General features: G+C 37.5%; 15 protein-coding genes. All 15 read right to left on the bottom strand.

The features are described from left to right. Positions 1 to 474: 474 nt before the first annotated feature. Positions 475 to 3,105 (bottom strand): DUF6990 domain-containing protein, encoded by a 2,631-nt coding sequence (locus ACFIKR_RS07910; protein WP_375659481.1) that lies wholly within the window; start codon positions 3,103 to 3,105, stop codon positions 475 to 477. Positions 3,106 to 3,204: 99 nt separating this feature from the next. After that, entirely contained in the window at positions 3,205 to 3,783 is a 579-nt protein-coding gene (locus ACFIKR_RS07915) for an SMI1/KNR4 family protein (protein WP_375659468.1), read from the bottom strand. Positions 3,784 to 3,835: 52 nt separating this feature from the next. Then, a complete protein-coding gene (locus tag ACFIKR_RS07920; protein WP_375659469.1) occupies positions 3,836 to 4,405 on the bottom strand; it encodes an SMI1/KNR4 family protein in 570 nt (189 codons plus the stop codon). Between the two features lie 52 nt (positions 4,406 to 4,457). After that, the gene (locus ACFIKR_RS07925) at positions 4,458 to 5,036 is read right to left on the bottom strand and encodes an SMI1/KNR4 family protein (RefSeq protein WP_375659470.1); all 579 of its coding nucleotides are present in this window, start codon (positions 5,034 to 5,036) and stop codon (positions 4,458 to 4,460) included. Positions 5,037 to 5,144: 108 nt separating this feature from the next. Further along, a complete protein-coding gene (locus ACFIKR_RS07930; RefSeq protein WP_375659471.1) occupies positions 5,145 to 5,609 on the bottom strand; it encodes an SMI1/KNR4 family protein in 465 nt (154 codons plus the stop codon). After that, positions 5,606 to 6,076 carry an SMI1/KNR4 family protein gene (locus ACFIKR_RS07935; RefSeq protein WP_375659472.1) on the bottom strand — a complete coding sequence of 157 codons (471 nt, stop codon included), beginning with the start codon at positions 6,074 to 6,076 and terminating at the stop codon, positions 5,606 to 5,608. The genes ACFIKR_RS07930 and ACFIKR_RS07935 overlap by 4 nt, the downstream gene beginning before the upstream one ends. Next, complete coding sequence (locus tag ACFIKR_RS07940; protein WP_375659473.1) at positions 6,073 to 6,558, bottom strand: SMI1/KNR4 family protein; 486 nt, start codon at positions 6,556 to 6,558, stop codon at positions 6,073 to 6,075. Before ACFIKR_RS07940 ends, ACFIKR_RS07935 begins: the two co-directional genes overlap by 4 nt. A gap of 52 nt (positions 6,559 to 6,610) precedes the next feature. Then, positions 6,611 to 7,201, bottom strand: a complete 591-nt coding sequence (locus ACFIKR_RS07945; RefSeq protein WP_375659474.1) for an SMI1/KNR4 family protein — start codon at positions 7,199 to 7,201, stop codon at positions 6,611 to 6,613. Between the two features lie 54 nt (positions 7,202 to 7,255). Beyond that, entirely contained in the window at positions 7,256 to 7,831 is a 576-nt protein-coding gene (locus ACFIKR_RS07950; protein WP_375659475.1) for an SMI1/KNR4 family protein, read from the bottom strand. 46 nt (positions 7,832 to 7,877) lie between these two features. Further along, positions 7,878 to 8,453 (bottom strand): SMI1/KNR4 family protein, encoded by a 576-nt coding sequence (locus ACFIKR_RS07955; protein WP_375659476.1) that lies wholly within the window; start codon positions 8,451 to 8,453, stop codon positions 7,878 to 7,880. 52 nt (positions 8,454 to 8,505) lie between these two features. Continuing rightward, entirely contained in the window at positions 8,506 to 9,087 is a 582-nt protein-coding gene (locus ACFIKR_RS07960; protein WP_375659477.1) for an SMI1/KNR4 family protein, read from the bottom strand. A gap of 54 nt (positions 9,088 to 9,141) precedes the next feature. Beyond that, positions 9,142 to 9,714 (bottom strand): SMI1/KNR4 family protein, encoded by a 573-nt coding sequence (locus ACFIKR_RS07965; protein WP_375659478.1) that lies wholly within the window; start codon positions 9,712 to 9,714, stop codon positions 9,142 to 9,144. 52 nt (positions 9,715 to 9,766) lie between these two features. Next, entirely contained in the window at positions 9,767 to 10,357 is a 591-nt protein-coding gene (locus ACFIKR_RS07970; RefSeq protein ID WP_375653335.1) for an SMI1/KNR4 family protein, read from the bottom strand. A gap of 52 nt (positions 10,358 to 10,409) precedes the next feature. Beyond that, positions 10,410 to 10,991 (bottom strand): SMI1/KNR4 family protein, encoded by a 582-nt coding sequence (locus ACFIKR_RS07975; RefSeq protein WP_375659479.1) that lies wholly within the window; start codon positions 10,989 to 10,991, stop codon positions 10,410 to 10,412. Positions 10,992 to 11,042: 51 nt separating this feature from the next. Beyond that, a partial coding sequence (locus ACFIKR_RS07980; protein ID WP_375659480.1) for a DUF637 domain-containing protein occupies positions 11,043 to 13,223 on the bottom strand: 2,181 nt, incomplete at its 5' end.

Here is a 13,223-nt window from a genome sequence, read left to right on the forward strand (position 1 = left end):
AGCACTCCCCATCATTAATTTTGGGGGGCTTTGGGGGTGCTTCTTATATGTATTATTTTATTTTTGATTGAAAAAAATATATAAGGGGGGGAAAAGGAACCCTCAAAACCTTCAAAACTAAGTACCATAATAGTTTTGATAGCATTTCTTATGATTATAATCCCTTTCTTTTGAAAGGCTTTAAAGGATTATATGCTTTTCATAAAGCACATTTTAATCATTTACTAAAATCATAAGATTCGTCTGTTAAATAAACAGACATAACCGATAAAATAGACAATAATCCATTAAAAGGGATTTTGATCATCTATGGAATAATTTTATAGATCTTTTTTTATAGGTTGTTTCCTTAAAATCTTGCACCAAAACCATGATCAGAGCCATACCACTGTTGAGTTTTTCAACTAGTGATCAAGACTTTGGAGCGCGTCTTATTTTCTAAATTTCTGAAATCTTTTTGATATTTTTTAGGTGCTATTTCTTGTCTTTTTTTCCGATAAAATTGACTATTTTCTCTTTCCACGAGCGGTGTTGCTCCTTGCTGGTAACCTCTTGTTGATCATCAAGCTTTTCTGCCACCTGTTTAATCAAAGCGTAACTCACTTGCTTCACCTTTGCTACTTCTTTGGCTAAAGCTAATGCACGTTCAAGGTGGGTTTTGTTGATGCTTTCGTCAAAGCCTAGGTGATCACCTGCCGTAAAGCTTTTCTGATAAGATTGTAAGGTCTCAACATCACCCAACAAAGCAAGAGCGCCAAGATGAAGTAAAGCATAATCCGTATCGTTTGCTTTGGACGTGGCGCCTTTTTCCCAAGGAGCAGTGCCATAATCAGAGCGAAGTCTTTTAGAAAGGTCAATGTCTGTTACCGCCCATTTTAGCGCGTCATCAAGTGCTTGCTTTAAGCGATCCGCAGTAACTTCTGGTTCAAAGATTTCTAACCCCTTTGCTTCAAAATTAAGCTGTATATCTGGAATATCTTCCGTGTAGGTAGGATCAATGAATTTACAAGCGGTGGAAAGAATGCCAGTACTAATCATAAAAGCGCTATCAAATTGCGGGTAGTCTTTGGCAATTTCGTCGTTATAAAGAATATCTACTTCACGATCAGCCAATTGATAGCTTGCCATATGGTCATTCTCATTGATTTTCTCGGTTGACCAGCCTAGGCTTTTTAAAAGTGCATGAGCACTTTCCATGGTAAGACGATCATCAGTGTCATCCGCTTCATCCACTTCCTCTGCCACTTCAACAAAAGTTGTTTTGGAGGCAACAGATGCTGTTTGCGGATCCAAGCTTAAAATCGGAGCGTTTTTAGGAAAACCAGTCCGATAACGGCGTGCAAGAGCAAGGACGTTATCAATAATATGTGCTATGTTTTCCCTTATCAAAGCTGAAAAGTTTTTATCCTTCAAACTTTCCTTATAAAATTTGAGTTTTTCAACATCCCCAATAAGAATAAGTGCAATAAGGTGCAACTTCGCAAAATCATATTCACTGTCTGGGGACAAAGCCGCATAATCATAGATGATTTGATTCACATTTTGTCGATCAGCCCAGCACAAAATATCCGCACTGATCTGTTTCAGCTTGCCTTCATCCAATTCAGTACTAGAAACTGCATAAACTTCTTCTGATTCTTTAAGAACGGTATATTGGGGAGTATTGATGAAAATAGATCGATAAGCTGTAGAAAAACCAAGTGTTGAAAGAGAAACCTTGAAGGTAACAAATGGTGTCTCTCCGTTTTTATCAAGGTTGTACACTATATTAATGATACGATCTTTCTTTATAAAATAAGCATTGCAATTGTAATTTTTATCACGATAGACTGTCCAGTCCATCCTTTTTAAGTCTTCAGAAACTGTATTAAGAAAAGACAAATCTTGTAAACTAAGACGATCATCTATAGCTTTTCGCTCATTAAGGATTTTCAGATATTCTTCAGCAAATTGAACGGCTTGGTTAATATATCTCTCTACTTCACGGTCATCCAAAATTTCAGAAATCGTACCTGCTTCTAAAAAATTTTGATAAGATTTCAGGACATCAATTTGACCTGTTAATGCTAAACAAGCTAAATGCCAGACTATATCTATATTGTAGCTATATTTTTGGATAAGCGTTTTGCTTTCTATTGATGCTTGTAAATCTTGGGCACGTGCCCACTGTATTATCCGCTCAGAGATTTTGATAAGCTCTTGCTCATCTAATGTCTCTACACAAATATCAATGCCTTTACCAAAACCACTAAAAATCCCCCCCCCAATCGTATTAAAAGAATTATAAATATTTTTAGGAGAAACGCACCAATATTCCTTACTATAGTGAATACAATTGCAAGCGACAGAAATCATTTCATTAGATATTTCAGCTTCAATACGGACATTGTAATTGTCATGGAGACGTATAAAACCAAAATCAAATTGAATGAAACGGTCGGGCAAAATCAACCACATTTTTCCAGGTTCCGTTGAAAACCACCCTTGTGTTTTAAGAACGCGCATTGCTGCTGTGAGACTTATCGAGCGCTGTTTTGGCTTCTTGCGCGTTAGAATATCGTCTAATTCCCCATTTTTATAGGCCTGTGCAAAAAAAAGCAGGCGATCATACCTCGTCATTGTTTTGTAATCAGAAAATTCTGGTACATACAACTGAGATGTAACCTCAGAACTCTTTAAAGTCTCTACATCACCAAGTAATGCTTGTGCAACGGCAGAATGATCAGCAGCTTCCTCGCACAACTTTTTTTCAATATCCTGTGCTTGCGCCCATGCAACCACTTTGTTTAAAGCGGTTGTGATATGGCTTTCGGAAAGATCCGGAGCTTTAACATTAAAATCCTCCTTCGCGTAAAACAGCACATCTCCATATTTACGCTGTGATTTTTCACCTCTAGAATATTCCCGAGCAAGACAATAAGCAGCGGTGGTGAGATCAGCCGAAAGCAAAAACTCTTTGCCTCTCTCTCCATAATTTTTTACACCATAGCCAATACCGACAATGCGATCGGGAAGATGATAATGCGCAAAAGTATCCCCCACGTTATCACGATAAGGCTCCCAGCCCAATCTTTTTAAAATCTCTGTGACATCTTTGGTTTGCATCATCATTCCCCCAGCATGATCTGTAATTCTTTTACATAAAAATTACTTGTGTAATACTTAGGTTCTCTAGAAAGACTATATATTTCCTCACTATCAATTTCACCTCTTCCATAGTTTTTTCCAAAAACTCTTGTAAAAAGGGATAGGTTGCGGAGTGGGAGTGTTCTCAATCTTTTCAATCGGTTGATCACCATCAGGTATCTCAACTCCTGCGTGTACTTTAATTCTTTTGCATAGGAATTCATAAAAATTACTGGCGTAATATTCGGACTCCTCATCCGCAAACATGACATAGAGTGGGCATTCACCATCCCGAAACTGCGTATAATCAAAGTAAAAGGTTTCATCAAGATCATAACTCACAACGAGCTGTTCTGGTGTCGCAAAACCATCTTTTCTATCGAGTAAGTTTTGGTAAACAATATCACCAGCAGGAATACCTTCCCCACAATCTCCATAAATGCTATAAATTTCTTCACCACCAATTTCTCCTCCTTTATAATTTTTTAAAAAACTCTTATAAGAAGATGTAAATTGTAAACCGAGAGCTTTCTCCGCCTTTTCAATCAGTAGATCATCAACTGCATTTTCTGCAGTACCCAAATTGATAATCTCATCATCATATTTATTCACTTTATCAATTAATACTGCAACATCAGCTAAGGTATAGGTTTTCATAAATGAACCTCAAAACGTGCGTTATAAACGCTCCATATTTCCTCTATCAATTTCACCTCTTCCATAGTTTTTTCCAAAAACTCTTGTAAAAAGGTATAGGTTGCGGAGTGGGAGTGTGCTCAATCTTTTCAATCGGTTGATCACCATCAGGTATCTCAGCTCCCACACTTTCTTTAATTTTTTTACAAAGGAATTCATAAAAATTACTGGCGTAATATTCGCAATTATCCAATGGATACATAACATAGATTGGACATTCTCCATCCCGAAACTGCGTATAATCAAAATAAAAGGTTTCACCAAAAGCAGCATCACAAACGATAAGCTGTTCTGGTGTTGCGAAACCACGTTTTCTATCATTTAAGTTTTGGAAAACAATGTCACCAGCAGGAATACCTACAGGATTCTTATAAAGACTATAGATTTCATCACCACCAATATCCCCGCCTTTACAATGTTCTAAAAAACTCTTGTAAGATGATGTAAATTGTAAACCGAGAGCTTTCTCCGCCTTTTCAATCACGAGATCACCAACTGCATCATCTTCAGTACCAAAATTGATAATATCACCATTATATTTATCAACTAATTCTAAAACATCATCTAAGGTATAGGTTTTCATAAATGAACCTCAAAACGTGCGTTATAAACGCTCCATATTTCCTCTATCAATTTCACCTCTTCCATAGTTTTTTCCAAAAACTCTTGTAAAAAGGTATAGGTTGCGGAGTGGGAGCGTTCTCAATCTTTTCAATCGGTTGATCACCTTCAGGTATCTCAACTCCTACGCTTTCTTTAATTCTTTTGCAAAGGAATTCATAAAAATTACTGGCGTAATATTCGCAATCTTCAGATGGAAGCATGACATAGATTGGGCATTCACCATCCCGAAACTGCGTATAATCAAAATAAAAGGTTTCACCAAAATCAGCGTAACACACGATAAGCTGTTCTGATGTTGCAAAACCACGTTTTCTAGCATTTAAGTTTTTGAAAACAACGTCATTAACAGAAACACCTATAGGATGCTCATAAAGACTAAAGATTTCTTCACCACTAATGTCCCCACCTTTATAATGTTTAAAAAAACTCTTGTAAGATGATGTGAATTGTAAACCGAGAGCTTTCTCCGCCCTTTCAATCACAAGATCATCAACTGCATTATCTTTAGTACGAAAATGGATAATATCATCATCATATTTATTCACTTTATCAATTAATACTGCAACATCAGCTAAGGTATAGGTTTTCATAAGTCCTTCCCCCCTAAAAAATATTAACGACGCTTGCATTCTTGAAAAGAAAAAAATAATGGTGGTTTAACATTGCAATTTGAAAGTAAAACCACCATACAAAAAAATCTACTTCAAATTATCTGTAATCCTTTTACAGAGGAATTCATAGAAGTTACTTGCGTAATACTGGGGATCGCTAGGTGGAAATCTAAGATAGAGCGGGCACTCACTATTCTGGAATTGAGAATAATCAAAATAAAATGTCTCACCAAAATCAGTTCTACTCACAACAAGCTGTTCTGATGTCGCAAAACCATTTTCTATATCCGTTATATGATAATAAACAATATCATCACTACGAGCAATTTCAAAATTTGTATTATAAACACTTAATATTTCCTCACCACAGATCTCCGCTCTTCCATAATTCTTCAAAAAACTTTTGTAGGAGGATGTGAATTGCAATTTAAGAATCCCCTCTGCTTTTTCAATTAGTACATCATCAACTGCTTCATCTGTAGTGCCAAAATCGATACTATCATTATATTTATCAACTAATTCTACAACATCATCTAAGGTATAGGTTTTCATGAATCTTCCCCTGCATGGTCCTTAATTCTTTTACAGAGAAATTCATAAAAATTACTTGCGTAATACTGGGGATCGCTAGGTGGAAACTTAAGATAGAGCGGACACTCTCCATCTCGAAACTGAGTATAATCAAAGTAAAATGTCTCACCAAAATCAGTTCTACTCACAACAAGCTGTTCTGATGTCGCAAAACCATTTTTTATATCTGTTAAGTGATAATAAACAATATCACCAGCAGGAATACCTACATAATCCCCATAAATGCTAAATATTTCTTCACAACCAATTTCTCCTCCTCCATAATTTTTCAAAAAATCTTTATAAGAAGTTGTGAACTGTAAGCCGAGAGTTTCCTCAGCTTTCTTTATCCATATATCATCAGGCGCATCCTCTGCAGTGCCAAAATCGATAACATCCTGATATTTATCAACTAATTGTGCAACATCAGTTAAGGTATAGGTTTTCATAAATCTTCCCCTGCGTGCTCTTTAATTCTTTTACAGAGAAATTCATAAAAATTACTTGCATAATAATGTGACGCTCCAGATGGAATCTTGACGTAGAGTGGGCATTCACCATCCTGAAACTGAGTATAATCAAAGTAAAATGTCTCACCAAAATCAGTTCTACTCACAACAAGCTGTTCTAATGTCGCAAAACCATGTTTCCTATGATATAAGTTTTTATGCACAATATCACCAGCAGGATGATCCTCAAAACTTGCGTTATAAATGCTAAAAATTTCCTCATAACCAATTTCTCCTCCTTTATAATTTTTTAAAAAATCCTTATAAGAAGTTGTAAACTGTAAACCGAGAGTTTTTTCTGCCTCTTTAATTCGTACATCACTAACTGCATCCTCTGCAGTACCAAAATTGATAATATCATCATCATATTTATTCACTTTATCAATTAATACTGCAACATCAGCTAAGGTATAGGTTTTCATAAATGAACCTCAAAACGTGCGTTATAAACGCTCCATATTTCCTCTATCAATTTCACCTCTTCCATAGTTTTTTCCAAAAACTCTTGTAAAAAGGTATAGGTTGCGGAGTGGGAGTGTGCTCAATCTTTTCAATCGGTTGATCACCATCAGGTATCTCAGCTCCCACACTTTCTTTAATTTTTTTACAAAGGAATTCATAAAAATTACTGGCGTAATATTCGCAATCTTCAGATGAAAGCATGACATAGATTGGACATTCTCCATCCCTAAACTGCGTATAATCAAAATAAAAGGTTTTACCAAAATCAGTACTACTCACGAAAAGCTGTTCTGGTGTCAGAAAACCACGTTTTCTAGCATTTAAGTTTTGGAAAACAATATCACCACCAGGGATATCTGCTCCACACTCCTTATAAAGGCTAAAGATTTCATCACCACCAATTTCTCCTCCTCCATATTTTTTTAAGAAAACTTTGTAAGAGGATGTGAATTGTACGCCGAGAGCTTTCTCCGCCTTTTCAATCTGTAAATCATCTGTTTCATTCTCTTCATCATCTTCACTACCCAAATTGATAATCTCATCATCATATTTATTCACTTTATCAATTAATACTGCAACATCAGCTAAGGTATAGGTTTTCATAGATGAACCTCAAAACTTGCGTTATAAACGCTCCATATTTCCTCACTATCAATTTCACCTCTTCCATAGTTTTTTCCAAAAACTCTTGTAAAAAGGGATAGGTTTCGGAGTGGGAGTGTTCTCAATCTTTTCAATCGGTTGATCACCATCAGGTATCTCAACTCCTATGCTTTCTTTAATTCTTTTGCAAAGGAATTCATAAAAATTGCTAGCGTAATATTCGCAATCTTCAGATGGAAGCATGACATAGAGTGGGCATTCACCATCCCGAAACTGCGTATAATCAAAATAAAAGGTTTCACCAAAGTCTGTTCTACTAACGGCAAGCTGTTCTGGTGTCACAAAACCATATTTTCTATAATAATTTAAGTTTTGTAAAACAATGTCATCAAAAGGAATATCTTCTCCACACTCTTTATAAAGGCTATAGATTTCATAACCAGCAATGTCTCCCCCTTTATAATGTTTTAAAAAAGCTTTATAGGAAGATGTGAATTGTAAACCGAGAGCTTTCTCTGCTTTTTCAATCACGAGATCATCAACCGCATTTTCTGCAATCCCAAAACTAACAATATCACCATCATATTTATCAACTAATTCTATGACATCCGCTAAGGTATAGGTTTTCATAAATGAACCTCAAAACGTGCGTTATAAACGCTCCATATTTCCTCTATCAATTTGACCTCTTCCATAGTTTTTTCCAAAAACTCTTGTAAAAAGGTATAGGTTGCGGAGTGGGAGTGTGCTCAATCTTTTCAATTGGTTGATCACCTTCAAGTATCTCTTCTCCCGCGTGTACTTTAATTCTTTTGCAAAGGAGTTCATAAAAATTGCTAGCGTAATATTCGCAATCTTCAGATGGAAGCCTGATATAGAGTGGGCATTCACCATCCCGAAACTGCGTATAATCAAAATAAAAGGTTTCACCAAAATCAGCGTAACACACGACAAGCTGTTCTGATGTTGCAAAACCACGTTTTCTAGCATTTAAGTTTTTGAAAACAATATCACCACCAGGGATATCTGCTCCACACTCCTTATAAAGGCTAAAGATTTCTTCACCCCCTATTTCTCCTCCTACATATTTTTTTAAAAAGCTCTTATAAGAAGATGTGAATTGCAAATCGAGAGCTTTCTCCGCCTTTTCAATCCGTAGATCATCAGCCGCATTTTCTTCAGTACGAAAATTGATAATATCATTATATTTATCAATTAATACTGCAACATCATCTAAAGTATAGGTTTTCATAGATGATCCTCAAAACGTGCGTTATAAACGCTCCATATTTCCCCTATCAATTTCACCTCTTCCATAGTTTTTTCCAAAAACTCTTGTAAAAAGGGATAGGTTGCGGAGTGGGAGTGTGCTCAATCTTTTCAATCGGTTGATCACCATCAGGTATCTCAACTCCTACGCTTTCTTTAATTCTTTTGCAAAGGAATTCATAAAAATTACTGGCGTAATATTCGCAATCTTCAGATGGAAGCATGACATAGATTGGGCATTCACCATCCCGAAATTGAGAGTAATCAAAATAAAATGTTTCACCAAAATCAGTTCTATTCACGGCAAGCTGATTTGGTTTTGCGAAACCATTTTTTATATCCGTCAAATGATAGAAAACAATATCACCAGCAGGACACTTATCAAAACTTGCGTTATAAATGCTAAATATTTCATCACCTCCAATTTCTCCTCCCTTATAATTTTTTAAAAAATCCTTATAAGAAGTTGTAAACTGTAAACCGAGAGTTTTTTCTGCCTCTTTAATCCGTACATCACTAACTGCATCCTCTGCAGTACCAAAATTGATAATCTCATCATCATATTTATTCACTTTATCAATTAATACTGCAACATCAGCTAAGGTATAGGTTTTCATAGATGAACCTCAAAACTTGCGTTATAAACGCTCCATATTTCCTCACTATCAATTTCACCTCTTCCATAGTTTTTTCCAAAAACTCTTGTAAAAAGGTATAGGTTGCGGAGTGGGAGTGTTCTCAATCTTTTCAATCGGTTGATCACCATCAGGTATCTCAGCTCCCACACTTTCTTTAATTCTTTTACAAAGGAATTCATAAAAATTACTGGCGTAATATTCGCAATCTTCAGATGGAAGCATGACATAAAGTGGGCATTCTCCATCCCTAAACTGTGTATAATCAAAATAAAAGGTTTCACCAAAAGCAGCATCACAAACGATAAGCTGTTCTGGTGTTGCAAAACCACGTTTCCTATCATTTAAATTTTGGAAAACAATATCATCAAAAGGAATATCTTCTCCACACTCCTTATAAAGCCTATAGATTTCATAACCACCAATGTCCCCGCCTTTATAATGTTTTAAAAAAACTTTATAGGAAGATGTGAATTGCAAACCAAGAATTTCCTCAGCTTTTTCAATCACGAGATCATCAACCTCCTTATCTTTGCTAGCAAAATTAACAATATCACCTTCATATTTATCAACTAATACTGTAACATCATCTAAGGTATAGGTTTTCATGGATGATCCTCAAAACGTGCGTTATAAACGCTCCATATTTCCTCTATCAATTTCACCTATTCCATAGTTTTTTCCAAAAGCTCTTGTAAAAAGGTATAGGTTGCGGAGTGGGAGTGTTCTCAATCTTTTCAATTGGTTGATCACCATCAGGTATCTCAACTCCCACGCTTTCTTTAATTCTTTTGCAAAGGAATTCATAAAAATTACTGGCATAATATTCGCAATCTTCAGATGGAAGCATGACATAGAGTGGGCATTCACCATCCCGAAACTGCGTATAATCAAAATAAAAGGTTTCACCAAAATCTGTTCTGCTAACGAAAAGCTGCTCTGGTGTCACAAAACCACGTTCTCTATTGAGTAAGTTTCGGTAAACAATATCACCAGCAGGAATACCTTCCCCACAATCTCCATAAATGCTAAAGATTTCATCACCACCAATTTCTCCTCCTCCATATTTTTTTAAGAAAACTTTGTAAGAGGATGTGAATTGTACGCCGAGAGCTTTCTCCGCCTTTTCAATCTGTAAATCATCTGTTTCATTCTCTTCATCATCTTCACTACCCAAATTGATAATCTCATCATCATATTTATTCACTTTATCAATTAATACTGCAACATCAGCTAAGGTATAGGTTTTCATAAATGAACCTCAAAACGTGCGTTATAAACGCTCCATATTTCCTCTATCAATTTCACCTCCTCCATAGTTTTTTCCAAAAACTCTTGTAAAAAGGGATAGGTTGCGGAGTGGGAGTGTTCTCAATCTTTTCAATTGGTTGATCACCATCAGGTATCTCAACTCCCACGCTTTCTTTAATTCTTTTGCAAAGGAATTCATAAAAATTACTGGCATAATATTCGCAATCTTCAGATGGAAGCCTGACATAAAGTGGGCATTCACCATCCCGAAACTGCGTATAATCAAAATAAAAGGTTTCACCAAAATCTGTTCTGTTAACGACAAGCTGTTCTGGTATCGCAAAACCATGTTTTCTGTAATAATTTAAATTTTGGTGAACAATATCATTAACAGAAACACCTATAGGATGCTCATAAAGACTAAAGATTTCATAACCAGCAATGTCCCCACCTTTATAATGTTTCAAAAAACTCTTATAAGAAGATGTAAATTGTAAACCGAGAGCTTTCTCCGCCCTTTCAATCACGAGATCATCAACTGCATCATCTTCAGTACGAAAATTGATAATATCATCATCATATTTATTCACTTTATCAATTAATACTGCAACATCATCTAAGGTATAGGTTTTCATCGATTATTTCTCCAAACTTCTTTTTTCTCTCTTTTCATCAACCGTAGAGCATTATTGCCGATGCTCCTGTCCCCATCTGTCAAAATCTATCCCTATGATACTCCATTTCATATCAATTAGTCCTCCTAAATTATTGTTTTTTTGTTCTCTAAATCCTTTAGCACGTTCCTTCCAATATTCCTCTCTCCACTTATCAAACTTTTTTCTCTCTATAAGCGATTTATGTGTTTTAGAAGGAGCATGAATCACCGAACTATATTTGTTATGAAATTTATTGCTAATTTCTGCTATGGGACCCTCATGTGTTTGCTTTAAGTGATGTAACTCAACAGATTGACCATCAAACCCTATAGGTGCTCTTCCTGCTTCCATTCTCTCAACATTGGTGCCCCACACCGTTTTTCCTTTTTCTTCCCAATCAGAAATTCTGTTAGGATCAAACAAATCGTCTCTCTTATAGGCTTTGTTTGTCTGTCCAAATTTGCTATCAGTAAATTTAGTGGGTTTCTCTTTTAGCCAAAGCTTTTTTTCTTTAGCAGCGAGTTTAGTTAGTTCTTTCTTCGCCGCATGTTTGGCAGGATCTCCTTGAGCTGCAAGTTTGGCAAGATTTTTCTTGGAAGCGAATTGGGCAAAATCTTTCCTAGCATTGAACTTGATCACAGCCTTTTCGCCAAGCTTTATGCCTCCCTTGACTACTCCAGCTCCTCCAGCAAAGTTTTCTAACACTCCGGCTGATAATCTTCCACTTTCAAAACCAGCATTAAAAGCTCCGTCAACTCCCGCTTTTTCAATATTCTCTTTTACGTAATCTATATCCCCTATAAAGGAATCCTCAACACCTCCCCAGAATTGACCAGCACCTTCCCAGACATCATCAATCACATGTCCACTCACAACCCAAGACGCTCCTGTTCCAATGTCTTTAAAACTCTTTTCAACGCCCCCCCGTGGATTGCTAGCAAATATTATCATTTGTAACATCATGTTCTTCACAGCGCCATCAGCTAACTCGTATAGCTTGATTGGTGCATCGGCAATGAGACCAGCCATAATTCCTGTCGCAAAAGTTCTATCTTGTTGTTCATCAATCTCGAACCATTTTTCGTTAACCTCTCTTCGACACTGATCATCAGGGCACTCTTCTAACTCTTTCTTCTTCTGAGCGCGTTGTGCACTACTCAAAAAGTTATTTGCAGCGGCATTACCTGCGGCATCAGCGCCGGCATCAACATTGCCACCGGCAAGGGCAGCGGCAACGCCCCCCGCAGCCCGTGCGACATCAATGGTGTGATCTCTAAAGTCAGCAAACTGCGCATCAATCTTTGCGTTTATACGCGCTTCCTCTTCCGCAGTAGGGGTGCGCCCGTTTAGATCACCCATTTCCTCTTTCACAATGCCTTGCACCCACAATTGAAACTGGAGCATGGCTGTGGCTTCACCCACAGCCCCGCCCACAGCACCGGCAGAGCAAGCGCCGCTCGCAACCGCGCCTTTTAAACAGCCAAGACCAGCATGGGCAACGATTTGTGTGACCGTGTCTATTTTGCCTTCTGCCTTGGCGGTGCCGATTTCTTCCGCCAACGATTTGCCAACCGTATCAGACAGGGCGATGCGCAGATTGTTAAAAAAGTTCTTGTCAAGAGAGCCGCCTTCAAGAGCCGTTTGAACGCTCGTGCCAATGGCGGCTTTGATCAGGTTCTTTTTCGCTTCAAGGGCAATGCGATCGACAAAAGGAGCGGTTTTTGGCAAAGATTGTCCAACACCTGCCATTTCCGTTATTTGGCTGGTTAAACCTGCTGTCAACATCGACGAGACAATGCTGAGAATATTCTTGGAAGAACCAAGCTCATGCAAGGCGCCGGCAATATTGCCGCGATTATTGACAAGAGCCACAGCGCTTTTGTTAATCAGTGCTTGGACACCTGCCTGTATCGCCGCATTCATGGCGGTGCTCGAGCCAAGCCCCAATGCACCGGTAATGGCACTGGCAGCGCCCGAGGCTGCTCCACCCGTAACCGCCGTGACAGCCAATGCCACGAGAGCCGCACCGGCTTCTGTCAATCCTTGGGCTTTATAATCCCAGTCTTTAAACTCAGCTCGAACTGCTTGCCAATCAACTTGCTTGGATAATTCTGGATCATCACGCAGTTGCTTGATCCATGCCATGCCTGGAGAGTGTGACAATTGTTCAAGGGATTTGTCTAAATCACCGGTTGCCTCATATTCAACAAC

This window comes from Bartonella sp. MR30HLJHH (assembly GCF_042194195.1).
Classification (GTDB): Bacteria; Pseudomonadota; Alphaproteobacteria; order Rhizobiales; family Rhizobiaceae; genus Bartonella; species Bartonella grahamii.